The 26,655-nt window shown below is 64.4% G+C and carries 16 protein-coding genes and 2 pseudogenes; 8 read left to right on the top strand and 10 right to left on the bottom strand.

Going from position 1 to position 26,655, the window contains the following annotated elements; genetic code table 11:
- Window positions 1-7: 7 nt before the first annotated feature.
- Window positions 8-1,991, top strand: a pseudogene (locus FYB92_RS04930) (transglycosylase SLT domain-containing protein).
- A gap of 496 nt (window positions 1,992-2,487) precedes the next feature.
- Here the strand turns inward: FYB92_RS04930 and FYB92_RS04925 are convergent.
- The 3 genes from FYB92_RS04925 to FYB92_RS04915 all read right to left on the bottom strand — a co-directional run bounded on the left by FYB92_RS04925 (window position 2,488) and on the right by FYB92_RS04915 (window position 5,541).
- Window positions 2,488-3,777 (bottom strand): hemolysin family protein, encoded by a 1,290-nt coding sequence (locus FYB92_RS04925; protein ID WP_003622014.1) that lies wholly within the window; start codon window positions 3,775-3,777, stop codon window positions 2,488-2,490.
- A 186-nt stretch (window positions 3,778-3,963) separates the two neighbouring features.
- Complete coding sequence (gene hpnH, locus FYB92_RS04920; RefSeq protein WP_048858969.1) at window positions 3,964-5,145, bottom strand: adenosyl-hopene transferase HpnH; 1,182 nt, start codon at window positions 5,143-5,145, stop codon at window positions 3,964-3,966.
- 243 nt (window positions 5,146-5,388) lie between these two features.
- The gene (locus tag FYB92_RS04915) at window positions 5,389-5,541 is read right to left on the bottom strand and encodes a hypothetical protein (protein WP_155734249.1); all 153 of its coding nucleotides are present in this window, start codon (window positions 5,539-5,541) and stop codon (window positions 5,389-5,391) included.
- A gap of 306 nt (window positions 5,542-5,847) precedes the next feature.
- Here FYB92_RS04915 and dxs point away from each other — a divergent pair.
- The 5 genes and pseudogenes from dxs to hpnK all read left to right on the top strand — a co-directional run bounded on the left by dxs (window position 5,848) and on the right by hpnK (window position 12,157).
- Window positions 5,848-7,789 (top strand): annotated as a pseudogene (gene dxs / locus FYB92_RS04910) (1-deoxy-D-xylulose-5-phosphate synthase).
- The gene (locus FYB92_RS04905) at window positions 7,786-8,451 is read left to right on the top strand and encodes an ABC transporter substrate-binding protein (protein WP_003622008.1); all 666 of its coding nucleotides are present in this window, start codon (window positions 7,786-7,788) and stop codon (window positions 8,449-8,451) included. Before dxs ends, FYB92_RS04905 begins: the two are co-directional and overlap by 4 nt.
- A 69-nt stretch (window positions 8,452-8,520) precedes the next feature.
- Window positions 8,521-9,699 carry a bacteriohopanetetrol glucosamine biosynthesis glycosyltransferase HpnI gene (gene hpnI / locus FYB92_RS04900; RefSeq protein ID WP_040512900.1) on the top strand — a complete coding sequence of 393 codons (1,179 nt, stop codon included), beginning with the start codon at window positions 8,521-8,523 and terminating at the stop codon, window positions 9,697-9,699.
- A 96-nt stretch (window positions 9,700-9,795) separates the two neighbouring features.
- Complete coding sequence (gene hpnJ / locus FYB92_RS04895) at window positions 9,796-11,220, top strand: hopanoid biosynthesis associated radical SAM protein HpnJ (protein WP_003622006.1); 1,425 nt, start codon at window positions 9,796-9,798, stop codon at window positions 11,218-11,220.
- An 82-nt stretch (window positions 11,221-11,302) separates the two neighbouring features.
- A complete protein-coding gene (hpnK, locus tag FYB92_RS04890) occupies window positions 11,303-12,157 on the top strand; it encodes a hopanoid biosynthesis-associated protein HpnK (RefSeq protein ID WP_332828301.1) in 855 nt (284 codons plus the stop codon).
- Between the two features lie 312 nt (window positions 12,158-12,469).
- Here hpnK and trxA read toward each other — a convergent pair whose 3' ends face one another.
- The 5 genes from trxA to FYB92_RS04865 all read right to left on the bottom strand — a co-directional run bounded on the left by trxA (window position 12,470) and on the right by FYB92_RS04865 (window position 21,016).
- Window positions 12,470-12,799 carry a thioredoxin TrxA gene (gene trxA / locus FYB92_RS04885; RefSeq protein ID WP_003622004.1) on the bottom strand — a complete coding sequence of 110 codons (330 nt, stop codon included), beginning with the start codon at window positions 12,797-12,799 and terminating at the stop codon, window positions 12,470-12,472.
- 84 nt (window positions 12,800-12,883) lie between these two features.
- Complete coding sequence (gene addA / locus FYB92_RS04880; protein ID WP_408902390.1) at window positions 12,884-16,453, bottom strand: double-strand break repair helicase AddA; 3,570 nt, start codon at window positions 16,451-16,453, stop codon at window positions 12,884-12,886.
- A 68-nt stretch (window positions 16,454-16,521) separates the two neighbouring features.
- A complete protein-coding gene (gene addB / locus FYB92_RS04875; protein WP_332828975.1) occupies window positions 16,522-19,623 on the bottom strand; it encodes a double-strand break repair protein AddB in 3,102 nt (1,033 codons plus the stop codon).
- Between the two features lie 35 nt (window positions 19,624-19,658).
- Complete coding sequence (locus tag FYB92_RS04870; protein ID WP_003622000.1) at window positions 19,659-20,429, bottom strand: nucleotidyltransferase family protein; 771 nt, start codon at window positions 20,427-20,429, stop codon at window positions 19,659-19,661.
- Window positions 20,426-21,016: a tRNA (adenosine(37)-N6)-threonylcarbamoyltransferase complex ATPase subunit type 1 TsaE gene (locus FYB92_RS04865; RefSeq protein WP_408902389.1), complete on the bottom strand. Its 591-nt coding sequence runs from the start codon at window positions 21,014-21,016 to the stop codon at window positions 20,426-20,428. The genes FYB92_RS04870 and FYB92_RS04865 overlap by 4 nt, the downstream gene beginning before the upstream one ends.
- 339 nt (window positions 21,017-21,355) lie before the next feature.
- Between FYB92_RS04865 and FYB92_RS04860 the strand changes: the two genes are divergently transcribed.
- The gene (locus FYB92_RS04860) at window positions 21,356-22,378 is read left to right on the top strand and encodes an NAD(P)/FAD-dependent oxidoreductase (protein WP_332828973.1); all 1,023 of its coding nucleotides are present in this window, start codon (window positions 21,356-21,358) and stop codon (window positions 22,376-22,378) included.
- A 143-nt stretch (window positions 22,379-22,521) separates the two neighbouring features.
- On the top strand, window positions 22,522-23,778 hold the full coding sequence (locus FYB92_RS04855; RefSeq protein ID WP_075632740.1) for a D-amino acid dehydrogenase: 1,257 nt from the start codon (window positions 22,522-22,524) through the stop codon (window positions 23,776-23,778).
- A gap of 500 nt (window positions 23,779-24,278) precedes the next feature.
- Here the strand turns inward: FYB92_RS04855 and FYB92_RS04850 are convergent, their stop codons facing one another.
- Both FYB92_RS04850 and typA read right to left on the bottom strand, forming a co-directional pair.
- The gene (locus tag FYB92_RS04850; RefSeq protein WP_003621995.1) at window positions 24,279-24,539 is read right to left on the bottom strand and encodes a hypothetical protein; all 261 of its coding nucleotides are present in this window, start codon (window positions 24,537-24,539) and stop codon (window positions 24,279-24,281) included.
- Window positions 24,540-24,769: 230 nt separating this feature from the next.
- Complete coding sequence (gene typA / locus FYB92_RS04845; RefSeq protein ID WP_003621994.1) at window positions 24,770-26,593, bottom strand: translational GTPase TypA; 1,824 nt, start codon at window positions 26,591-26,593, stop codon at window positions 24,770-24,772.
- Window positions 26,594-26,655 lie beyond the last annotated feature (62 nt).

The raw sequence follows: 26,655 nt of genomic DNA, 5'->3' as shown, positions 1-26,655 counted from the left end.
GCGGGCCATGCGAGGGATAAATCATACCCCCCCCACCGCGGTAACCGCTTTTCTGGCGGGTGCCGCATTCCTGGCAGGAGCAGCCTTCGCGCCGCTTCGTGCCCAATCGGTGGACCCCAGGGCGCTGGATCCGGATGGATCAGCCCATAGCGGCCACAACGAGGAAACAGCGCTTGCGCTCCCACGCTTCCCAACCAGGGGCGGGGGCAGTGTCAGCCTGCCACGCCTGCTTGCGCCTGATGATGCGGCGCGTATCCGCAAGGTTTTCGCCCTGCAGCGCGAAGGCCGCTTCGACGCCGCCATCAGCCAGACCGCCGGTATCCATGACGACCTGCTGCTTGGCGACCTGCTGGCCGCGCGTTATCTGAACCCTGCCTATCACCCCACCACGGGGCAGTTGCGCATGTGGCTGCGGACGTTTTCCTCCCTGTCGGATTCCCCGGCCATCTATGGCCTGCTGGCGGCACAGACGCCGCGCGGGGCAACACTGCCCCCCGCACCGCCCAACATCGCACTGGGCAGCATGCACACACCCGCGCATGTCCACCTGCCAGAGGAGGACGACCCCTCCTTGCGGGTATTCACGCGCAACAGCCTGCTGGACCATACGGTGCGCGAACGTGCGTCACAGGGCGTCAAGGGTGCGCGCAGCGCCCTGCACCTGATCCAGATCACGCCCGGCCTGAACGACCTGTATGCGGCCCATCTGCGGACCGAGGTCGCGATGACCCTGTTCAGCGCGGGTGAAAACCGCCTGGCGCTGAGCATCGCGCGCGAAGCGTTCGAAACCTCTTCGGGGCGGCTCGGGCTGGCCGGATATGTCGCGGGGCTTGCCGCATGGCGGCAGGGACGCCCTGACGAGGCGGAACCCCTGTTCGAGGCGGCGTCACGCGCGCCCCTGACACCGGGCAGCATCCGTGCAGGCGCAGCCTTCTGGGCCGCGCGGTCGCACCGGGCGGTGGGCGATGTCGCGGCATATGAACCGTGGCTGCACCGCGCCGCCGCCGCCCCACACACATTCTATGGCCTGCTCGCCAGTCAGGCGCTGGGCCTGCACCATGCCCCCCCCACCCGCCATGGCGGCCCGATCGGCGATGCGGCGTCCATGACACTGGCCGATGACCGGCAGGCCCTGCATGCAGGCACACCGGTTCTGGGTGAAATCGACGTGGAAGCCGTCGCCGCGACCCCCGCCGGACGCAGGGCCTTCGCCCTTGCACAGGTGGGCGAGAACGCACGCGCCGAAGCCACCCTGCGCCGCCTGTGGCCCGATGTACAGAACGACGCCGCCCTGTGCCGCTCGCTCCAGCTTGTGGCGGACGCCATGGGCATGAAGGAACTGGCCTCGCAGATGGCGCTGCTGATCCAGTCGCAGGATGGGGACCAGTCGGCCCACCAGACACGCTTTCCCCTGCCGCCGCTGCATCCAGACCACGGGTTCCGCATGGACCCGGCGCTGGTTTATGCGCTGACGCGGCTGGAATCGAATTTTGACGCCAACGCGGTTTCCGGCTCCGGGGCGCATGGGCTGATGCAGGTAATGCCGGTGACGGCGGGCTTTGTCACCCACAGCACGGGCACGGATAACGCCACACGGGCGGCCGGACTACATGATCCGGGGCATAACCTGGAGATCGGGCAGCTTTACGTCCTGTACCTGGCGCAGCTTTCGACCCAGCATCCGGGACCACATGCCCCGCCGGGGGGGGGACCTGATCCGCATGCTTGCCAGTTACAATGCAGGACCATCCGCCATCGCCCGCCGCGCCGCCAATGGCACGGACGAAGCCGATGATCCGCTGCTGTATATCGAGCAGCTTCCCAATAACGAAACCCGCGACTATGTACGTCGCGCCTTTACCTATCTGTGGATCTATGCCGACCGGCTCGGCCTGCCTTCTCCCTCCCTTGAAACGCTGGCCCGCAATGAATGGCCCGCCTTCAGCGCCGAACAGGGCCTTACCGGCCGGGGATCGCATACGATCCACTAACGCTGCCTGGAACACCCCGCTGATGGGGAATGATAAAAGCTTCTGGATGGCGCCTGCTTTCGGGTCGGCGCCATCTCTTTGCAAAGCCCTTTGAAAAAGCTGCACCAAAAGCTTTTATTATTCCGCGCCATACCAGCCTATCCAGAGTGTCCTGCCCCCGATCAGGGTGGCGGGATACTCTTTGCAGGAGCGTTCTTGAAGACAACCCATTGATAAAAAACACGAAAAGTTTCTGGGGGCCGCCTTTCGATCGAAAAAGGCGGCGTCTTCTGAAGCTTTTTGGGAAAAGCTTCACCAAAAACCTTTATGATTTCAGGGTGCTATCGCGCCTGACTTTTCAAACACTCTCTGAACGGGGCCATCGAATAATGGCATTCCCGATGCGTCGCCTTCTTTTCCAAAGGATGGCGCATTGAGTGGATGTGGTGCAGGAAAAGCATCATCCGGATTTTGCGTTGCTGTCGCGACGTTGCGGGATTGGGGTGCCGGGCCTGCCTTAATTTTCCGCCAGCACCTGACGGCTGGCGCGGACACGCACCACGCGCCGCCCCTCCATCTCCAGCACCTCGAACAGCCAGCCTGAAAACACGACCTTGTCCCCCCCGGCGGGCACACGCCGCAACAGGGCAAGGATCAGGCCGCCAAGTGTATGGTAGCTGCCCTCTGCCGGAAGGTCGGACAGGTCCAGCCTGTGCTTGACCTCATCGGCGGGCATCGACCCATCAAGCACCAGCACATTGTCATGGGCAATCCGCTGTGGCGGGGTACTGCCGGGTTCGTGCTGCTCCCCCACGATGGCGCCAAACAGGTCAGAGGATGTCACGATCCCCTCGAACGAACCATATTCATCCAGCACCAGCGCCAGCCCAAGCGGCGATGACCGCATCCGGTCCAGCATGTCGAATGCCGACAGCGTATCCGGCACGGAAATGGGACGTCGCAAGCCAGCCTCGACCGACGGGCTTTTACCATCAAGGAAGCGGTCCAGCATGTCCTTGGCAAGGATGACACCCACCGGGTTGTCCACACCACCATCACAGACAACAATGCGCGAATAGGTGGTGGAGCGCAGGATACGCAGCAGCTCTGCACGTGGGACATGCCGTTCGATCCAGCACAGTTCCGTGCGTGGCGTCATGATCGCACGGACCGGCCGGTCCGCCATGCGCAACAGGCGCTCGATCATGTCGCGCTCCTCCTGCTCCAGCACACCGGCCTGCGCACCTTCGGCGATATAGGCGCGCAGTTCCTCTTCCGTCAGGGCCGTGCCAGCGTTCGCACTGACACGCATCAGACGCAGCACCAGCCCCGATGCCCGCCCCAGCAGCCAGACCACCGGCCGCGATATCCATGCCAGCCCTTCCAGCGGCAGCGCAAGGCGGGTGGCGATCTGTTCCGGCTGGCGCAGGGCGATCTGCTTTGGCACCAGTTCCCCGCCCACCAACATGATGGCGGTGATGCTGCTGACGACCACGGTCATTGAAATTTCGCTGGCGAATGGGGCAAGCCGCGGGAAATGCAGCAGCCAGTGCGTCATCCGTGCCTCGATACTGGTGCCGCCGAACGTGCCCTCCAGAATCGAGACAAGGGTCATCCCGACCTGCACCGTCGGCAGGAACCCCTGCGGGTCATTCGCCAGCTTCAGGGCACGGTCGGCCCCCTTGACCCCGGCCTTTGACATGACCGCAAGGCGTGCGCGCCGTGCGGAAATCAGCGCCAGTTCCCCCATCGCAAAGACACCGTTGAGGAGGACAAGGCAGAATATGATAATCAGGGAGACAAGCATGATGCCGCGATCCTAGAGCATATCGCGCGCGACGATGACACCCGAAATTACGCATATGCCCAACCCGGACCGCAACAGTCCCGATTCGCAGGGCATGCCATCAGGAGGTGGATACAGAAATGGCGGGGACATGCCCCGCCATTTCCGGTACCTTATATCCTGTCCATGCCCGCATGGGGCGTGGGATCAGTCTGCGGCGGCGGCCGTTTCCGGCTGCGCGGACACCTTGTTCACGCGCGGCGGGGCGGCAGGCTTCTTACGGGCCGCCAGCTCTTCCATCTTTGCATCGACATGCTGCGTAAAGACGTATTCCGCCGGACGCTGGTTCGCCAGCGAGATTTCCGGCACCATCGGCTTTTCGGTTTCCGGCCCGAACAGCGCGACCTTGGCGATGTGCCACGGACGGCGCACCGCATCCATCACCGCCGTCGATTCGTAGCCCGAATGGACCATGCAGTCGGCGCACTTTTCATAGTTGCCGGTGCCGTACGAATCCCAGTTGGTGTCGGCCATCAGCTCTTCAAAGCTCTTGGCGTAACCTTCACCCAGCAGGTAGCACGGGCGCTGCCAGCCAAAGACGTTGCGCAGCGGCTTGCCCCACGGGGTGCAGTGATACTGCTCGTTCCCGGCAAGGAAGTTCAGGAACAGAGGCGACTGCGTAAAGCGCCACTTCTTGCCCTTGCCCAGGCGGAAGATGTCGCGGAAAAGCTGCTTCGTCTTCTGACGGTTCAGGAAGTGTTCCTGATCCGGCGCACGCTCATACGCATAACCCGGCGCGGTCATGATGCCGTCCACGCCCATCGCCATCACTTCATCAAAGAAGGTGGCGACGCGCTTGGGATCGGCGCCATCGAACAGGGTGCAGTTGATGGACACCCGGAAACCGCGTGCCTTCGCCTTCTTGATCGCCGCGACGGCACGTTCGTACACGCCTTCCTGACAGACGGAGGCATCATGCATCGCCGGGTCGCCATCAAGATGCACGTCCCATGAGAAGAAGGGGCTGGGCTCGTAATCGTCGAGCTTCTTTTCCAGCAGCAGCGCATTGGTGCAGAGATAGACGTATTTCTTGCGCGCGATCAGTTGCCGGATGATTTCCGGCATTTCCTTGTGCAACAGCGGTTCGCCACCGGCGACGGCGATGACGGGGGCGCCCGCCTCCGTATCCGCATCAAGGCATTCCTGCACGGTCATGCGCTGGTTCAGGATCTGCGCGGGGTAGTCAATCTTGCCGCAGCCCGCGCATGCAAGGTTGCACCGGAACAACGGTTCGAGCATCAGCACAAGCGGATAGCGCTGGCGGCGCGTCAGATGCTGTTTGACGACGTAGGCGCCCACCCGGACGGCCTGCATAATAGGAACGGCCATGAAACCTCTGCTCCTGCACCGGCGGCGTGACGCCGGTCTTGATTCCAAATCATGTAGTCCGGACTATGGACACGTCCGATCGCAAGAAAACAACCCCGATAACTGTCAGCCGTGCATCAAGAACATGGCGAGGTTGCGGAGTTGTTACGACACATGAACACTTTGGCGACTGTATAGGACGAAAAACATCCTGTATTCAATTGCAATCATGTACGGTGTGGCGAATTCACCACACATGCCGATTTAGTATTTATCCACTCTTGCCATAACGTGCGCAAGGCGCGAACACCTTGCGGTCGTCATGAATGACCATGACCATGCCGCAAGATACCCGATCGCCACCACCGCCCCCAGATCCGGGCGGCGCATGGTGCCGGGCATAAGGCGGCCGACCAAGAAACCGGTTCAGGGTCTGACCCGTTTCCCCGGACAGACCCCGACAAAACATAAATGGACGCGACCATCATGGACCAGCCGAAGGCAGCCCCCCAGCACGACGCCCCCCCGTCTGCGGTCTCCCCTGCGGCCTCCCCTACGGCGTCCGTGGGTGCCGCACCAACGTCCCCCGACACCACCCCACAGGTTCCCCCCCAGTCGGACACCCGGTCGGGCACCCAGGCGGACACCCGGTCTGACGCGTGGGGATCGATCCCGACGCTGGGCCGTTTTGCGCAGCTTGACCGTGTGCGTTACCCGCATGACATGCGCAACCTTTCGGTGGAGCAGCTCAGGGCGCTTGCGGACGAACTGCGGGCGGAGACGATCGACACGGTGTCAACCACCAGCGGGCACCTTGGCGCGTCGCTTGGGGTTGTGGAACTGACGGTTGCGCTGCATGCCGTGTTCGACACGCCCGATGACCGCGTGATCTGGGATGTCGGCCACCAGACCTATCCGCACAAGATCCTGACCGGGCGGCGCGACCGCATCCGCACCCTGCGCCAGCCGGGCGGCCTGTCGGGCTTCACCCGCCGCAGCGAAAGCGAATATGACCCGTTCGGCGCGGCGCATTCCTCCACCTCCATTTCCGCCGGGCTGGGCATGGCGGTGGCGCACCACCTGCGCGCCGAACACGACCCGTCCTATCGCGAACGCAACGTCATCGCGGTGATCGGCGATGGCTCCATCTCCGCAGGCATGGCGTATGAGGCGATGAACAACGCCTCGCACTGCGGGCCTGGCGCGGAACGGCTGATCGTCATCCTCAACGACAATGAAATGTCGATCGCCCCCCCCCGTCGGCGCGATGTCGAGCTACCTGTCGCGACTGATGTCCTCGCGCAAGTTCCTCAGCCTGCGTGACCTTGCCGCCAAGATGGCAAGGCGCCTGCCCGACCGGCTGGAGCGCACGGCGAAGAAGGCCGACGAATATGCGCGCGGCATCATCACCGGCGGCACCCTGTTCGAGGAACTCGGCTTCTACTATGTCGGCCCGGTCGATGGGCATGACATGACGCAGCTGGTCCAGATCCTGCGCAACCTGCGCGACGCGGATGACCTCGGCCCCGTACTGCTGCATGTCATCACCGAAAAGGGTCGCGGCTATACCCCGGCCGAATCGGCGGGTGACAAATACCATGCCGTCGCCAAGTTCAATGTCGTCACGGGCGAGCAGAAGAAAGGCCCCGCCGGGCCGCCGTCCTATACATCCGTCTTCTCACGCGAGCTGCTGCGGGTTGCGGAAGCGGACGACCGGATCGTGGCGATCACGGCGGCGATGCCCTCGGGCACGGGACTGGACAAGTTCGCCAAAGCCTTCCCGGAGCGTTTCTTTGACGTCGGCATCGCCGAACAGCATGCCGTGACCTTTGCCGCCGGCCTTGCGACCGAGGGGATGCGCCCGTTCTGCGCGATCTATTCCACCTTCCTGCAGCGCGCCTATGACCAGGTGATGCATGACGTGGTGCTGCAGAACCTGCCGGTGCGTTTCGCCATCGACCGCGCGGGTCTGGTCGGCGCCGATGGCGCGACGCATGCGGGCGCGTTCGACCTGAACTATCTCGGCTGCCTGCCGGGCATCACCATCATGGCGCCGAGCGACGAGCTCGAACTGCTCAACATGACCACCACATCGGCGGCGTTCGACGAAGGGCCGATCGCGCTCCGCTACCCGCGTGGCGGGGGGCTTGGCCTCGACCTGCCGGCGGTGGGACAGGTGATGGAAATCGGGCGCGGGCGCATCGTGCGCGAGATGACGCGCCAGTCCGGGCCGGAACGTGGCGGGATCGCGATCCTGTCGCTTGGCCCGCGCCTGGCCGAGGCGCTGAAGGCCGCCGACATGCTGGCCGCCCACGGGCTTGCCCCCACGGTGGCCGATGCGCGCTTCGTCAAGCCGCTCGACACCGCCCTGATCGAGCAGCTTGCCCGCAACCATGCCGTGCTGATCACCGTCGAGGAAGGCGCACCAGGGGGCTTTGGCGCCTTCGTCATGATGCACCTCGCCAGAACCGGGCTGCTCGACCGTGTCCGGTTCCGGCCCATGGCCCTGCCTGACCGCTTCATCGACCATAACACCCAGACCGCCCAATATCACGAGGCCGGCCTCGATGCGCAGGCGATCACCAATACCGCGCTGGAAGCGCTGGGTGTCGGAATCAGCATGACCCAGCCCTTGCTAAAGACGGCAATCGGACCGAAATCATGATCATTATGAAACATGTCCTGAAAACAACGTCCCTGGCGCTGTGCGCCGGGCTGGTGGCAGCGTCGGCGCTCCCGGCCCTGCCCTCCTTCATTCCTTCGGCGCATGCGGCCGCGGCCGCATCCGACCCGCAGGCCCCCATCAAGGCGCTTTATGCCGAACTGACCCGCATCGAGGCCAAGAACAGCGGCACGTTCGACCAGCGTGCGCAGGAACTCGGCCCGGTCATCGACCGCGTCTATGACCTGGAGGCGATCCTGTCTTCCTCCATCGGTCCGCACTACGCCACGCTGTCGCCTGACCAGAAGCAGGTGCTGCTGTCCACGTTCCGCCAGTTCACGATCGCCCGCAACCTTTCCAGCTTCAAGCCCGGCACTGACGCCCGTTTCACCATCAATCCCGCGATACGTGACGCGCCGGTGGGCGGAAACAAGATTGTCGATACCCAGATCGGGTCATCGGACGACCCGTCGGGCACCGCCGTCAATTACGTCATGCACATGAATGGCGCCAAGGGATATCAGGTGGTTGACGTCCTGCTGAATGGCAATATCAGCCAGGTCGGCATGCAGCATTCCGATTTCCGTTCCGCCCTGTCCGGCGGCAATGTGCAAAACCTGATCGATCTGTTACAGAAGAAGATCAAGGTCTTTTCGGAAGGATGATCCGCCCTTCGGGTTACGGACCGGATTACCGATGTTATATCATGCACGCGCGACCCAGCCGGAAAGATGATGTCTGTTCTTAACGCCCTTGTCTCACCATCCGGTCTGGCTGCGGCTGTCGCGGTGGCCGGGTGCGTACAGGCGACGCTAGGCACTTTTCTGGTCTCACGCTTTCGCGTGCAGGAAAAACGCGCCGACCAGGCCGTACCCTTGCCCCCGGTGACGGTGCTCAAGCCCCTGCATGGCGATGAACCCCTGCTTGAAGAAGCGCTGGAAAGCTTCTGCACGCAGGATTATCCCGCAATGCAGATCATCTTTGGCGTTCAGGCCGAAGATGACGCCGCCATTCCCATCGTGCGGCGCCTGTGCGAACGCCATCCCGCGCTGGATATCGAACTGGTCATCGACCCGACCTTTCACGGCATCAACCGCAAGATCGGGAACCTGATCAACATGATGGCGCGCGCGCGTCACGACGTGCTGGTCATTTCCGATTCGGATATCCATGTGGCGCCCGATTACCTGCGCCACGTGGTTGGCGCGCTGGTTCCCGCCAATGTCGGGCTGGTGACGACGCTTTACGCGGGGCTGCCGGCGTCGCCCACGCTGCCACGGTTGCTGGCGGCGGGGCAGATCAACCATAATTTCCTGCCCGGCGTCATGCTGTCACGCTATCTCGGGCGGCAGGACTGCCTTGGCGCGACGATGGCGCTGCGGCGGTCGATGCTCCAGGCCATCGGCGGGCTGGAAGCGCTGGTTCCGCATGTCGCCGATGATGCGATGCTGGGCCGGTATGTGCGCGAACAGGGCAAGGACATCGCCATTGCCGCGTGCATGACATGGACCACCGTGGGGGAACGTTCCCTGCGCGAAGTACTGGCCCATGAACTTCGCTGGGGTCGGACGGTCAAGACGCTGGAACCGCTGGGTTATGCCGCGTCGGCCATCCAGCTTCCGCTGTTCTGGGCCACGATGGCGGTCGTGCTGGCACCGCATGCGACATGGACATGGATGTTCTTTATGTCCATATGGGGCGTTCGCGCCGTCTGTGCGTTTGTCATGGACCGCGCATTGGCACAACGCAGCCTTGTTCCGCTGTTCCTGCTGCCGCTGCGCGACTGGTTGTCGGCTGGCATCATGGTCGGCAGCGTGACAGGCACGCGCGTGGCATGGCGCGGACAGACTATGCATATTTCGCCACATTCCGCTATGACACCCCGATCACAACCTGCTTCCCCCGGCGACTGACCACGCCGGGGGCCGGGCAGGCCGAACCAAACCAGTCAAGGCAACTGCGGTCGCGCGGGGGAGTGAGCCCCTTTCAGACCCGAGGATTCGCGTAACATGATGAAGACCCTGTTTCTCCAGCCGCCTTCCTTCGACGGATTCGATGGCGGGGCCGGCTCCCGTTATCAGGCAAAGCGGGAAATCAAGTCGTTCTGGTATCCGACATGGCTGGCGCAGCCTGCCGCCATGGTCGAAGGCAGCCGCCTGATCGACGCCCCCCCGGCCCGCATGGGCATGGAACCGATCCTTGAGGATGTGCGTAACCGCGACCTTGTCATCATGCACACCTCCACCCCGTCCTTCGCGTCTGACGTGCGGGTGGCGCAGATGCTCAAGGACGCGAATCCGGCGGTCAAGATCGGCATGGTCGGCGCAAAGGTTGCCGTGCAGCCGGAAGAAAGCCTGCTGAACGCGCCGCCGGTCGATTTCGTGGCACGCAACGAATTCGACTACACCATCAAGGAAATCGCCGAAGGCCGCGACTGGAAGGATGTCGATGGCATCACCTGGCGCGACCCGGATGGCAAGATCATCTCCAACCGCGACCGTGCGATGATCGAGGACATGGACAGCCTGCCGTTCGTGACCGAAGTGTACAAGCGCGACCTGAAGATCGAAGATTACTTCATCGGCTATCTGATGCACCCCTACATCTCGATCTATACCGGTCGTGGGTGCAAGTCGCGCTGCACGTTCTGCCTGTGGCCGCAGACGGTTGGCGGCCATCATTACCGCACCCGCAGCCCCGAACATGTGGCCGCTGAAATCCGTCTGGCGAAGCAGTATTTCCCGCAGGTGAAGGAATTCTTCTTCGACGACGACACCTTCACCGACGACCTGCCCCGTGCAGAGGCGATTGCCAAGGAACTTGGCAAGCTGGGTGTGACGTGGTCGTGCAATGCAAAGGCGAACGTCCCGCGCAAGACGCTTGAAGTGCTCAAGGCCAATGGCCTGCGCCTCCTGCTTGTCGGGTATGAGAGCGGCAACCAGCAGATCCTTCACAACATCAAGAAGGGCATGCGGGTCGAAGTCGCGCGTGAGTTCACCAAGAACTGCCACGAACTTGGCATCAAGATCCATGGCACCTTCATCCTCGGCCTGCCGGGCGAAACGAAGGAAACCATCCAGGAAACCATCAAGTTCGCGACCGAGATCAACCCGCACACATTGCAGGTTTCGCTGGCGGCCCCCTATCCCGGCACGTTCCTGCACAAGCAGGCGACCGAGAATGGCTGGCTTGATGCAAGCAACGCGGAACTGATTGATGAAAACGGCGTGCAGATCGCACCGCTGCATTACCCGCACCTGTCGCACACCGAAATCTTCAACAGTGTCGAGGATTTCTACCGGAAGTTCTATTTCCGCGCGCCCAAGATCGCCTCGATCCTGAACGAGATGGTCCGCAGCCCGCAGATGATGAAGCGTCGCCTGCGCGAAGGCGTCGAATTCTTCCAGTTCCTGCGCGAACGTCGCGCGGCCTGATCGCCATCAGGCCATTCCATGCGCCGGAACCCACAGGTTCCGGCGTTTTTTCTGATATCGTTACATCCGGTTCCCTGCTGTCATGAAACGCGTCATCATATCCGCCGATGATTTCGGCCTGTCGGAAGAGGTGAATGAAGCCATCGAGATCGCGCATCGCGATGGCCTGCTATCCACCGCAAGCCTGATGGTCGCCGGTCCCGCGGCAGAAGATGCGATCCGGCGCGCCAGACGCCTGCCGGACCTGCGCGTGGGGTTGCACCTTGTCGCGATCGAGGGACCGGCCACCCTGCCGCCTGCGGATATTCCGCTGCTGGTGCCACAGGATGGTCAGTTCCCGTCCGATCAGTTGAAGCTGGGTGTGGAATATTTTTTCCGTCCCGCCGTGCGCCGCGAACTCGCCGCCGAGATCGAGGCCCAGTTCCGCGCCTTTGCCCTTACGGGGCTGGCGCTGGACCATGCCAACGCGCACAAGCACATGCACCTGCATCCCACGGTCGGGCGTTACCTGATCGAAAGCGGCCTGCGCCATGGCCTGCGGGCGGTGCGCGTGCCGCTGGAGCCGCCACAGCCGCTGTTCGCGGCGGGTACCTATGCCGATACACTTGGCGATGCGGCGTTGCGGCGCTGGACGCGCCTGTTGCGGCATCAGGCCCACAAGGCGGGGCTGGTGACAAATGACTGGTGCTTTGGCCTGGCATGGAGCGGCCACATGACGACCGAACGTGTCTCCGCGCTGGCTGCGCACCTGCCTGACGGGCTGTCGGAAATCTATTTCCATCCCGCCACGGCAAAAAACAGGCTGCTTGAACGCCTGATGCCGACCTATGAACATATGGCGGAATTCGAAACGCTATGCAGTCCCGGCCTGCGTGCGGGGCTGCGCCATGCGGGGGCAACCCCGACCACATGGACCGATATCGCACGCGCGCGATAGGGTCTTCAGAGCGGCCCCACCAAAGGGCGCGGCCCTTTGGAAACCATTATTTTAGTAAGAGACTGTTTGAAAAAGTCAGTCTGGATAACATACTGAAATTATAAAGGTTTTTGGTGAAGCTTTTTTCAAAAAGCTTCGAAAGACGCCGCCTTTTTGAAAAAAGGCAGCACCCAAAAACTTTTCTTTTTTATCAACTGCTTGTTTTCAAACACAGATCAAGGGGCAGGGAGCAGGCCCCCTGCCGGGGATAGGTAATCTCCGGGGCCGCGCAGGGATGGCGCCGCCCCATTCCCCATGTCAGGCCGCTGGCCTTCAGGCGAGGCTAGCCTTCACCCATTCCTTAAGCTGCGTCTTGGGGGCCGCACCGACCTTGTCCGCGACGACCTTGCCATCCTTGAAGATCAGCATGGTCGGAATCCCGCGCACGCCATAGGTGTTGGGGGTATCAGGGTTTTCGTCGATATTGACCTTGACCACCTTGAGCTGCCCCTTGAACTCCGCGCCGATTTCCTCCAGCGCCGGTGCGACCATCTTGCACGGTCCGCACCATTCGGCCCAGAAATCAACCAGCACGGGTTCGCTGGATTCCAGCACCTGTTTCTGGAATTCGGCGTCTTTTACGGCGACGGTGTTCTCGCTCATTATCTCACTCCTTTTCGTCGCGGCATGGGCCACGACATGATCGGTATCACCGACATGGCGACCCTTGGGCGCGGGGTCAAGACATCACTGCGCTGCAATCCGCGCTGGCGCATTGGCCGCAACCAGCGCATCGGGCAGGACACTGACACGCACACCCTCGGTCCAGACAAGGATGCATGTCACGCGCCGCCCCGGATACAACATGCATAACAACGCACGGTACGACGCCATCTGCCGCAGATACAGCACCGGCGTATCCTCAACACGGGCGGGGGGCTGGCGGTTGGTCTTGAAATCACACAGCAGCACTTCATCATCGGTCACGGCCATGCGATCGACCTGCCCCACCACCACCGTATCACCCACCACACCGGCCAATGGCTGCTCCGCACGGCTGTTGGATGCGAACAGGGGCACCATCGCGGGGGTTTCCATCACCGCCATCACCTGATCGGCGATCCGTGCGCAATCGGCCGTGGACAGGCCACTGCCCCGGCGTGACAGCCAGCGCCGCGCCACCTGCGCACGTTCGGCAGGCACACAGTCGGGCAGGTACTGCAACAGCGCATGCACCATCTGCCCGCGTCGCAATGCATTCATCCGGCGCGTTCCCGCACTCTGCCCCCCCATACCAGCGCGCGCGATCTCCAACGGGGAACGCACGGCGGGCTGCGGCCCAAGGGCCACGTCATCGGGGCGACTTGGTGCCAGCGGGCGCGCCAGCGGTCCTTCCACCACAGGCGGGACGGGAATCCAGTCGGGGGCGGTCCCCATCCAGTGGGGCGGGGGGGCATCGGGACGCGACACGGGCGGTGACGGCGGTGCGGCGGAACGCGGGGCATATGCCTCCTCGATCACCAGCACATCACCGGGCCAGCCCAGCGCGAACGGCTCCGCCCGGGCGTCCTGGGCCACGAACGCCTGGCGGCACAAATCGTACCAGCTATTTTCGGGCACACCACGGCGTGGCTCCCACCCGCAGACCACCAGACGCTCGCTCGCCCGGGTCAGGGCGACATACAGCAGGCGGTTATATTCCTCCGCCGCGGCAAGCTTCAGCCGGTCCTGAAGCGCCTGCGTCACACCGGTGCCCAGTTCGCGCCGTGGCACCCACAGCGGCAGGTCAAGGCCGCTTTGAGCGTCATGCACCCATAAAAGACCGCTGTCGAAACGCGGCGTGCCCACCGTGTCGGGCAGGATGACAAGACGCGCCTGCAACCCCTTGGCCCCATGCGCGGTCATGACGCGCACCATGTCGGCGGCGGCATCGGGCTCGTGTTTGACCGTCTCCTCCGACGCGTGAAGCCAGTGCAGGAACCCCTGCAACGAAACGGCATGCGCCTCTTCGAAACGCAGGGCGGCAGAGAGCAGTTCATCCACCGGTTCCACCGCCTCCGGCCCCAGCCGCGCCAGCAGCCGCGCGCGACCACCCAGCGGGCCGAGCGCCTCCGACAGCAGGGCATAGGGGGAGGCATAGTCCACCTTGCCAAACAGGGTATCGAGCATCCGCCACGCCGCCGCCCATTCGGGACGTTCCCCATGCCGCGCGCGCAGCACCGCCCATAACGGCCGCCCCTGCCGCGCGGTGGACAGGTGCATCAGGCTGTCATCATCCAACCCGCCCAACGGCGATGTCAGGACACAGGCCAGCGTCAGGTCATCCTGCGGCAACAGCAGCGCGGCACACAGCGCCATGAGGTCACGCACCGCAAGCTGGTCCGTCAGCACCGTGCGCACCAGCGTCGCCACCGGCACATCCTGTGTCTTCAACGCGCGGATCAACGCGCGGGCAAAGGCCGACCGGCGCGGCACGAGGATCAGTACGTCACCGGGCGCAAGCGGCGCCTGCCCCGGCGCGGGCGCACGACGCAGTTCCCCTGCGATCCAGGCCGCAAGCGTATCGGCAAGCTGCTGCTGCGCCGTGGATTGTCCCGCGTTGCGGGTGGGGGCATCCCACGGGTCGGCCTGCGTCGCGTCATCGCCCCCAGGCGTAATGGGCCACAATTCGACACGCCCCCCGCCACCGGGACGCGCGGTGACATGGGCGGGGATGCCGCTGTCGGGTTCGGCCACGCCGCGCGCGGCGGCGGGAATGGAAAACACCCGGTCCACCAGCGCCAGCACCGGCGTGGTGGACCGAAACGACACCGTCAGCGCCGGTTCACGCCAACGCGCCTGTGCATTGCGCGCCTTGCGACGGAAATGTTCGCGCCAGCGGCGAAAGGCCTCCGGGTCCGCGCCCTGAAAGGAATAGATCGACTGTTTGTAATCCCCCACGGCAAAGACCGTGCGCGGCAGGCCATCATGTTCGCGCGTGCCCTCCCCGGCAAAGAACTCCGCCGTCAGTCCACCGGCGATGGCCCACTGTTCGGGGGAGGTGTCCTGCACCTCGTCCAGCAGCAGATGGTCGATCCCGCCATCGAGCTTGTACAGAACCCACGCCGCCCCCGGATCACGCAGCAGTTCGAGCGTGCGCTCGATCAGGTCATCATAATCGACCAGGCCCTGCCCCGTCTTGCGCGTGGCATATCCCTCCAGCACCGGAACCGCGACCGACAGCAGCGCGCGGCTGAGGTCACGGACCATGATCGCACGCAACTGCGCCTCCACGTCGAGGACGCGCTGCGCCTCCGCCATCAGGGCATCGCCAATTTCGGGATATTTCTTATCCAGCGTCGCGTTGACCCCGCCACGCTTGCGCGGTTCGCCGTCCTGCTTCACCAACGCCTGGCGCCAGTCGTCCCAGCACGCCACGCGCCCGTTCGTATCCTGCCCCAGCCACGCCAGCATGCCCGCGGCTGTCACGCGCACCTTGGGCGACCCATCCTGTGCAACCCTGCGCAGGCCATCGCGCAGGGCGTCCTCGGCAGGAATGTCGGTGCAGGCGTCACGCATGATGGCGGCCGCATCATCCCCCTGCACGCCCAGCACCCGGCGCAACGCCGCGTCCACCCCCGCCGGGTCGGTGCGCCAGCGTTGGGCGACGGCGCGGAACGCACGCAACTGTCCCTGCAACCGCGTGACCAGCGTGGTGAAATCACCGATCCCGACCTGCCCCGCCAGGGCGGCGATGGCGGGACCACCGCGTCCGACCACGTCCTCCACCGCACCACGCAGCGCAAGGCGCGCGTCGGTTTCCTCCACCAGGGTGAAATGCGGGCTGATCGCCGCCTCCACCGGGAAACGCCGCAGCAACGACTGACAGAAGGCGTGGATGGTGCCGATACGCATGCCGCCGGGCAGGTCCAGCACACGGGCAAACAGTTCGCGCGCCACCTGCCGGGTCCGGGGTTCTGGCGGGACGAACAGGTCACGCAGTTCCGTGTCGAGTGCCGCATCAGGCAGCGTCACCCACCGGCCAAGCCGGTTCTGCAGGCGGATGGCCATTTCCGCTGCGGCCGCCTTGGTAAAGGTCAGGCACAGGATGCGCGACGGGTCAGACCCCGGCACCAGCACGGCCTGTCCGTGCGCGTCATGGGTCGGGCGCGGCAGCATCAGGCGCAGCAGCCGGTCGATCAGCAGCTTTGTCTTGCCACTCCCGGCGGAGGCGGAGACAAAGACCGAAGCCTGCGGGTCGGATGCCTGCGCCTGACTTTCATTCGCCAGCGCGATGGCGTCGGGCATCGTGGCGTCGGGCATCGTGGCCCCGGGCATCGTGACATCAGGCATCGTAACATCAGGCATTGTGACATCAGGCGTCGGCGTGGCGGATGGGGGTGTCGTCATGCCATGTCCTCCTCACGCGCGGCACTCCATTCCGCAACACGCGCAAGATGGGCGTAATCGGCAAAGCGCGGCTCCTCCCCCGGATGGGGATGCGACAGATAGGGCATGTTCGGATTGTCGTAATCCGCCACCCGTTTATACAGCCCGGCGCGGCATTTGGCGATCAGGTCGGACAGTTCCTCCCCCCGTGCGATATCGAGCACCCGCGCCGGCACATGCCCGCCCGTCAGCCGCCAGTACACCAGTTCCGTCACACGTCCCGCCACCGTGGGGGCAAAGCCGCCCGCCTCGATCATCGCCGCCTCCAGCACAAGCTGCGACTGCCATCCTGCAAGCACACTTGCACGTGTGGGCAGGGTGCCGGTCTTGTAATCAAACAGGCTCAGCCCCCCTTCGCCGTCACGGTCGATCCGGTCGGCACGGCCACGCAGCACGAACGTGCCAAAGGAAAAGCCCGACAGCTCCATCTTCCCCGACAGTTCGGTCATGACCGAACATGACGCACCACCGGCGCGACGGGCTTCCTCCGTCATGGCGCACCAGCGCGCGATACGGCCAAGGCGTGGCGCCCACCATGCCGCCAGCGCCGGGCGCAGGCGCGCATCATGCAACACCTGTTCGAACACCCGCACCATCTCCTCCTCCCCATCACGGGGCCAATAGTCGGGATAGCGCGTGAACCACCGGTCCAGCGCCTCATGCACGATTTCGCCGTAATCGGCGGCGTCGGCCATTTCCTCCAGCCCCGCAAGGGGCTTCAGCCCAAGAATGCGCCGTGCATAGATGGCATACGGGTCGCGCATCCATATCTCGATTTCCGTCACGGACAGGCTGCGCGGACGCAGGGCGACAGGCGGGCATGGACGTGGGGGGGCCACGGGGGCGGGCGCACCGGACGGACGGTCCAGACGTTCCAGCCATGACAGCGCCGGATGTGTCGCAAGTGCCTGCCCCCGCCCCGAAAGATAGGCGTCAAGCCGCACCAGCCACCGTGCGGCGACGGCGGGCGCGCCCTGCCTGCGGCCCGGCACCGACAGCACGACCTCAGGCGCGGCGCAGGCGCAGGCGATGAAATCGTGCGCCGCCTGCCCGATGGCGCATTCGGGCGACGGCAGGCAGATGCGCGTGCGCATAGGGCGGCTCATCCACGGTCCCGGATCGGTCGCGGGGGGCCAGACGGTTTCGACCAACCCGCCCAGGACGATGGTTCCCGCCGTCTGCAACCGTGCCTCCAGCAGGCCCCAGATAAAGACACGCGGATGCACCGCCGCCTGTTCGCGCCCGCGCAACGCACGGCGGCCATGCACCGTCACCCCCGCCAGCGATGACGCCAAAAGCCCGTCCAGCGCGCCAACCCGCTGCGCGGGCAGCACATCGCACCATGTCAGCAGTTCCGCCAGATGCGCGCCCAGCGCGTTGCCTTCCTCCCCCGACCACAGGCGCGACGCGCCATCACCGCCGCCCTCGGTATCAGCGTGGGCATCGGTCGTGGCCAGTGCCTGAGCCACCTCCACCAGTGCGGATAGCAGGTCCACCACCTCCGCCATGCCGGACGCGCGCGACAGCAGCGGATCAAGCGCACGTTCCAGCCGGTCGAGGAAGGCGGACAGTTCCTGCGGCGCGTCCGGCGCATCGGCCAGGGCGCCATGTTCGTCCTGCGTCGCGCGCGACAGGGCGGCGCGCAGGCCTGCAATACCCGGTGGCGGGGCAGGACCGCGCAGGATCGCACGTTCCAGAAGCCGGGCCGACGCGCGGCAGTTCCCCGGCGAAAGCCCGCACGCCGCCAGCGGATGCTTGAGCAGGGACAACAACGCAACCGGCGACAGCCCGCCATCGACGGCCTGCACGATCAGGCGCAGGAACGTGGCCTGCGGCGTGGTTGCCAGCCCCTCGCCCGCGCTGTCATCGGCCACCACGCCCCAGCGCGCCAGTTCGGTTGCAACCCGTCCCGCCAGCGCGCGGTCCGGCGTAACCAGGGCGGCGGGCCGTCCGGGCTGTTCAATCGCCTGGCGCAGGATCAGGGCGATGGCGGCGGCTTCCTCCTGCTGGTCCGCCGTATGCAGCACCGACAGCCCGTCAAGCTGCGGCGCGGGCGCGGGGTCCAGCCATTGCCCCAGCGCCGATGCGGGCAGCAATGCATGCGACAGCAGCGCCGCGCGCCCCGGTGGCGCCCCGACCATGCCGCCGGCCATGTCCCCGGCCTTGCTCCCGGCGGGCAGGTCGTCCCAGACCTCCAGCCCGTCGCGCCCCACCCCAAGGTCGGCCAACATGCGTGCTGTGCCCGCCTGTGGATGACCGGGCGGCAGGTCAGACCATGTGCGCGCGTCCATATCCATGTCCACCGGTGTCAGCACCAGCCGCCCGCCCGGCAGGTCCAGCACCGTGCGCAATACCGCCACGGTGGAGGGCACGGCATCCGAAAACCCTGCCGCCCATAACCGATGCCCGGCGGGCGGCGGACTTTCGCGCCAATGCGCCGCCTGCGCATGCAACAGCGCGACCTGGCGGGCGACGGGGTTCATCACGCCCTGCTCCTCCAGCCAAGCGGGCCACACGCCGGTCACGATCGACAGGAATTTCAGCGTCAGGTGCCAGTGCTGCGCAAAATCGCCATCGGCGGCATCCGGCAGGCGTTCGCGCAGGTCGCATTCCGCCCATTCCGCCTCATCCATCAGATCGGCAAGCGCGCGCGCCAGCGGCCATGCCTGATCGACCGTGCGCACATCGCCAAATGCTTCGCCCGCCTGCAACACCAGCCGCGTCAGCGTCGCAAGGCGGCGCATCGGCTCAACCGCGGGGGGCAGATCCAACGCCGCCTCCCCCGACAGGGCAAGCGCGGCCTCGTCCAGCGCCGCAATGGGCGCGATCCGTGGCAACAGCAGCGCACGGCCATCGGCCCGGCGCAAGAACGCCTCCGTCAGGGCACGCGCGGCGCGGCGACTGGGCAACAGGATCAGGCCCGCGCCAGTGCGCTGCGGATCGTCCCCCACCTCCGCCATCCAGCGCGCCGCAAGCTGATCGAGGAAGGGCACATGATGGGCGACCGTGACAACCCGGGCATTGGGCGCGCCGGGCGGGGCACCGCCGGCCGGAAACATGCCGGGCCGGGGCTCACAAGCCGGGACGGACGCCATCAGCCATGCACCCCGCCATCGTCATGATCGGGATCAAGCATGGTGCGCAGCGTCGTTTCCGCCGCGGCGATGTCCTGCGGGCGCGACAGGTGGAACCACAGCGAATCGTGGACGATCATCCCCAGCCGCCCGCGCGCCATCGCCCGGTCCCACAGCAGGTTCAGGCTGAACGCCCCCGTCGGCGCCGCGTCAAACAGGGCGGGCGAGACGATCTGCACCCCGGTATAGACATAGGGCGTCACTTCCCCGTCCTTTGGCCTGCGCGGCCTGCCATGGGCATCAACCGCGAAATCGCCACGCCCCACCTCCCCCACCGCACGCGTCATCGCGCCAAGCAGCAGCATCGCATCCATCGTCGCCGGATCGAATGCCGCCGCCAGCCGCCGCAGGGCCGCCTGCGGGCCGTTAAGCCACATCGCATCGCCATTGAGCAGGAAGAACGGACCCGGCCCGACCTGTCCCGCGCGCAGGGCGGCTGCCGCGCTGCCGCCTGTCTCCAGCAATGCGTCCTCGCGCCGCAACACGGTGCGCGGCCCGTCGCCTGCGCCACGCCGGGCCTCCAGCGCGGCGGCCACCATGTCGGCATGCCAGTGGGCATTGACCACCACACGCGCCACCCCGGCACGGTCCAGCCGGTCAAGCGCATGGCACAGGATCGCCTGCCCCCCCACCTTCAGCAGGGGCTTGGGGGTGGTTTCGCTCAACGGGCGCATCCGCCGCCCCATCCCGGCGGCAAAAATCATCGCCGTTTCGGGCATGTCCACACTCATGCGTGCTCTCCTGCCTGTTTCGTGTCATCACCCAGCACGCACGCCACCGCCCGGCCATCCGCACCCCATCCGCGCAGGATGGCGTCGCGCCCGCCATCGGCACGCACCACCAGGTCGATATGCCGTGCGTGCGGCGGTGTCAGTGCGCCCAGACGTTCGGGCCATTCCACCAGCACGATCCCCTCGCACGCATCATCCCAGCCAAGTTCGACCAGCGCGCCGGGACCATCCAGCCGCCACAGGTCAAAATGCGAGACCTCAACCCCCTGGCCGCGTTCCACCTGCCCGCCTGCCACCTGCCCGCCTTGCACCTGCCCGCCTTCGCCCGGCACATCCTTGCCCGGCACGTCATAGGTCTGCACAAGGGTATAGGACGGGCTTGGCACCTCCATCGCCGGGTCATCGCACATTGCCCGCAACAGCGCGCGCGCCAGCGTCGTCTTTCCCGCGCCGAGGTCACCGCGCAGCAGCACCGCATCCCCCACCCGCACGACAGGGGCCAGCGCCCGGCCCAACGCCATGGTTGCGGCGTCATCGGGCAGGCATATGCGCACCACGTCCGGCGCGCGCGAAGGGGTCGTGTCCATCTGCGTCATCAGGGTATTGTGCGCCCATGACGCGTGCGCAGACAAGACGGAGCCGCATGCCCGCGCGCTTGTTCCGCACACGTACCATCCACAAGGCTTATCCACGGGGATCTTCCCCAAAGGCCATCCACAGGGATCATTCACAGAGCCCATCCACGGGAACCATCCGCGAATGGCCATACAGGAGGGCCATATACAGGGGCCATCCCCGCGCGACACATCCCCGCGATGGGGTGTTTACGCAGGGTTTGCGCCATATTTTGTGGGTTGCGCTGTTGCGCCATGCAACGCACAACGCAGCACGAACCCGAACAGACACGGATTGCAGGACATACAGCAATGACCGACACCGCCAGCCTTTCCACCGATGTCGCCATTATCGGCGCGGGGCCTGCCGGCCTGTTCGCCGCGTTCGAATGCGCGATGCTCAAGCTGGGCTGCGTCATGATTGATGCGCTGGATGAAATCGGCGGCCAATGCACGGCGCTGTATCCCGAAAAGCCGATTTATGACATTCCCGCCCATCCGGCCATCGCGGGGGGCGACCTGATTGCCGCACTCGACCGGCAGATCGCGCCGTTCGATATCCCGCGCCTGCTTGGCCGCCGGGTGGAGGAACTGTCGGGCACGCGCGGGGCGTTCACCCTGCGCACCAGCACGGGTGACACGATTCGCGCCCACGCCGTCATCATCGCCGCCGGCGCCGGGGCGTTCGGCCCCAACCGCCCGCCTCTCGACGGGCTGGAGGGGTTCGAAAAAAGCGGCGCGGTGCGGTATTATGTCCGTCGCCGCGCCGATTTCGCGGGCCAGCATGTCCTGATCGCCGGGGGTGGGGATTCGGCCGTGGACTGGGCGCTGTCGCTGCGTGACGTGGCGGCGCGCGTTTCCATCGTCCATCGCCGCAACCGCTTCCGCGCCGCCCCCGAAAGCCTGCGCCAGCTGGACGAAGCCGTGGAACGCGGCGAGATCGAGAAACTTGTCGGTTATCAGCTTCACGGCCTGCGCGGCGCTGACTGCGTGCTTGAGGGGGTTGACCTCATCACCCTTGATGGGGAGATGCTGCATGTCCCGTGCCAGACGCTCCTGCCATTCTTTGGCCTGGCGACAGACCTTGGCCCCATCGCACAATGGGGGCTTGATACCATTCGCGGCACCATCCCGGTCACGCCTTCCACCTGCGAAAGCAGCATGCCCGGCATCTTTGCCGTGGGGGATGTCGCATCCTATCCGGGGAAGCTGAAGCTGATCCTGCAGGGATTCAGCGAATGCGCCATGGCCGCGCACGCCATCCATCCCATCGTCCATCCCGACACGGCGCTGCATTTCGAATATTCCACCAGCAAGGGCGTACCCTCTGCCTGAATTCCGCCCGCATCAGGCGATACATATTCCGACACATAATGTTATGACACCATGTGCCGGATCGGGCGCGCCACGCTTGACCCCATCGGGTCGGGCGATAGCATCGCGCCCGGATTCCATGATGTGACACGAAGGGGCAGCGGGTGAAGGTTATTATTCTGGGCGCGGGCGTGGTGGGCGTGACCACGGCATGGTACCTGGCCCGACAGGGGCACGAGGTCGAGGTGATCGACCGCCAGCCCGCCGCCGCGATGGAAACGTCATTCGCCAATGCGGGGCAGGTTTCCCCCGGATATTCCGCACCATGGGCCGGGCCGGGCCTGCCGTTGCAGGTCCTGAAATGGATGTGCAGCAGCGCCAGCCCCATGATCGTCCGCCCACGCATTGATTTCGCAATGTTCGGCTGGATGATGGAGGTCCTGCGCAACTGCAACGCCCATGCCTATGACATCAACAAGTCACGCATGCTGCGTATCGCAACCTACAGCCGCGACTGCCTTGATGCGCTGCGTGCGGAAACCGGCATCACCTATGACGATGCACAGCGCGGGCTGATCCAGTTGTTCCGTACTGACCGCGATGTTGCAAAAGCGCACAAGGACATGCAGGTGCTGCGCCAGCATGGCGTGGAACACGAACTCCTCAACCCGGACCAGATCGCGGCATACGAACCCGGCCTGTCGGGATCGCGCCACCTGCTGCGCGCGGGGCTGCGCCTGCCGGGGGATGAAACCGGCGATGCGCACATGTTCACACAGCGCCTGGCGCAAAAGGCGGCAGAGCTGGGCGTGACGTTCCGATATGAAACAACGGTGCGGGCGCTTGATGCCTCGGCCGACGAAATCCTGGGCGTGCGGACATCTGCCGGGCGCATCACGGGCGATGCCTATGTCATCGCCCTCGGCAGTTATGCGACGCGCCTTGTCCGCCCACTGGGGCTGCGGCTGCCGATCTATCCGGTTAAGGGATATTCCCTGACGCTGCCGGTAACGGATGAAACCCGCGCGCCGACCTCCACCGTCAATGATGACAGGTACAAGGTTGCCATCACGCGGCTTGGCGATCGCATCCGCATTGGCGGGACGGCGGAACTGACGGGATATAATACACGGTTGAGCCGGGACCGCCGCGCGGGGCTGGAGGAATGTTTTTCCGAACTGTTTGGCGGCGGCGATCTGTCACAGGCGGTGTACTGGACGGGCCTGCGCCCCAATACGCCCGATGGCACGCCCGTCATTGGCGGATCAAAGCGGTTTGGCAACCTGTGGTTCAATACCGGCCACGGAACGTTGGGATGGACGATGGCGTGCGGGTCAGGAAAACTGGTGGCCGACATGATAAGCCACAAGCCAACCGATATTCCCAGCCTTGACCTGTCGCTTGATCGGTACGCACGCTGAAAGGCCGTGTCAAAACACACTTATTAATCGGAAATGATGGACGTTTCCCGGCATTGCCTTGTTTCAAAAAGGCAATGTCTTTCAAGGCTTCCTGACAACAGCTTTGCAAAAACCTGTATCGTCTCAGAGGCTGCTTGAAAAGTCAGGCCCGATAACTTCCTGAAATCATAAAGGTTTTTGGTGAAGTTTTTTCCAAAAAGCTTCAGAAGACGCCGCCCTTTTGAAACAAGGCAGCACCCCAAAACTTTTCTTTTTTATCAATGGGTTGTTTTCAAACACTTACTCAGGCTGTTTGGCGGTTCTGCCTTTCCAAACTGCCCTTATGACCGCGACCTGTTACGGCCATGAAGGACGCAGGCCACACTATTCGCCACTAATTCGCCATTGGCGCGTGCATTGCGTTGCGGGCAATAAAAAACGGGGCCCGGATGACCCGGACCCCGTTTTCGTGCGTCATGCACGCATGGCGCGCCGACCGTCAGGCCGACGCACCCGCGACATTACTGCGCAGCGGCAGGAGCTTCGGCCTCGGCGGCCTTCTTCTTGCCGTGATGCTTGCCACCATGGTGATGGCCATGATGCGTGGCCTTCTTTTCGCCAGTGGCGGCTGCGTCACCCGCGGCGTCAGGCGCATGTTCCGGTGCGGAAACGGCCGGGGCGGTGGGTTCGGCGGGCGTGGTCTGCGCCATCAGGGGGGAAGCAACCCCCATCACGGCAACTGCGGACAGGGCGGCCAGGAAACGACGGGTCGAAACGATCATGAACTCTTATCTCCAACACTCGGGATAAAATCCCAATGCCTCCGCCGGACCGGCAACGACACCAGCCCGATTCGACACACTAACGGTGTAACACGCGTCAGCAGTTCAAGTCTCGGATTAAAAAAATTAAATTTTCCGACCAAGCCTCATAACTGCCGCATTCCCACCGCAATCACAACCGTTAAAACATTACGAATGATTGCGGGGGGACTGGCGGACAGGGGATGGTATCAGTCCACCGTGCCTGAACGCTCACGCTTCTTGCGCTCATGCGGGTCGAGGTAACGCTTGCGGATACGCACGGCCGAGGGCGTAACCTCCACCAGTTCGTCATCCTCGATATACGCGATGGCCTGTTCCAGGTTCATCTTGCGCGGCGGAATCAGCAGCAGGGCCTCGTCCTTGCCTGCGGCACGGATGTTGGTCAGCTTCTTTTCACGGATCGGGTTCACCTCAAGGTCATTCTCACGCGAATGCTCCCCGATGATCATGCCGACATAGACCTTTTCACCCGCGTCAACGAACAGCGTGCCGCGATCCTGGAGCGAGAACAGCGAATACTGTGTCGTGGCCCCGTCCTCGGACGAGATCAGCGAACCGTTACGCCGCCCCGCAATCGGCCCGACATAGGGCTGATAGCCGGAGAACAGGCGGTTCATGATGCCCGAACCACGCGTATCGGTCAGGAATTCACCGTGATAGCCGATCAGCCCGCGTGACGGGATCTGGAACGTCAGGCGCACCTTGCCGCCGCCCGACGGCTGCATGTCCTGCATCAGCCCCTTGCGCAGCGCCATCTTTTCGACCACGACGCCGGAATACGGCTCGTCCACGTCGATCAGGACTTCTTCGAACGGCTCTTCACGCTCGCCGGTTTCCTCGTTCGTGCGGAACAGCACGCGGGGACGGCCGATCGTCAGCTCGAAGCCTTCGCGGCGCATCTGCTCGATCAGGACGCCAAGCTGCAGTTCGCCACGGCCCGCAACCTCGAAAGCCTCGCTCTCGGGGCTTTCGGATACGCGGATGGCGATGTTGCCTTCGGTTTCCTTGAACAGGCGGTCACGGATCTGGCGTGATGTGACCTTCTTGCCTTCGCGACCACCAAGCGGGCCGTCATTGAGGCGGAAGGTCATCGACAGCGTCGGCGGGTCAACCGGGGTGGAGGCCAGCGGTTCCTTCACCTCAAGGGCTGCGATGGTTTCGGGAATCGTCGCTTCCGACAGGCCGGCCACGGCCACGATGTCACCAGCCTCGACTTCCTCCACCGGCACGCGGTCCAGCCCACGGAACGACAGCAGCTTTGTCAGGCGACCGGTTTCCACGACCGAACCATCGGGGCGCAGGACATGCACCGGCATGTTCATCTTTGCAGAGCCCTGCTCCACCCGGCCTGTCAGCACGCGGCCAAGGAAGTTGTCGTTTTCCAGGATGGTGGCGACCATCGCGAACGGCGCGTCCTTGTTCACCTTCGGCGCCGGGACATGGCGCAGGATCAGGTCGAACAGCGGGGAAAGGTCCTTGCGCGGGCCGTCGATTTCCAGATCGGCCCAGCCCTGACGGCCAGAGGCATAGAGCATCGGGAAATCAAGCTGCTCATCATTCGCGCCAAGGGCGGCGAACAGGTCGAAAATCTCGTTATGCACTTCGTCGGGACGGGCATCGCCGCGGTCGATCTTGTTGACCACCACGATCGGACGCAGGCCACGGGCCAGCGCCTTGCCCACGACGAACTTCGTCTGCGGCAGTGCGCCTTCGGCGGAATCGACCAACACGACCGCGCCGTCCACCATGCTCAGGATGCGTTCCACCTCACCACCGAAATCCGCATGGCCCGGGGTGTCGATGATGTTGATGCGTGTGTCCTTCCACACGACGGACGTGCATTTCGCCAGGATGGTGATGCCGCGCTCACGCTCCAGGTCATTGCTGTCCATCGCGCGTTCGGCGACGTGCTGGTTGTCACGGAACGAGCCGGACTGTTTCAGAAGCTGGTCAACCAGCGTGGTCTTGCCATGATCGACGTGCGCGATGATGGCGATATTACGGATATCCATAACGGTTGTAACCTGACTTTCCTTGCGGGGGCGCCAAAGAGGGCGCGCCGCCCGTGCGGGCA

Source organism: Novacetimonas sp. GS1 (genome assembly GCF_036686925.1).
In the GTDB taxonomy this organism is placed as follows: Bacteria; Pseudomonadota; Alphaproteobacteria; order Acetobacterales; family Acetobacteraceae; genus Novacetimonas; species Novacetimonas hansenii.
The sequence above is the reverse complement of the archived record's forward strand: the minus strand, read 5'-3'. Positions and strand labels throughout refer to the sequence as shown.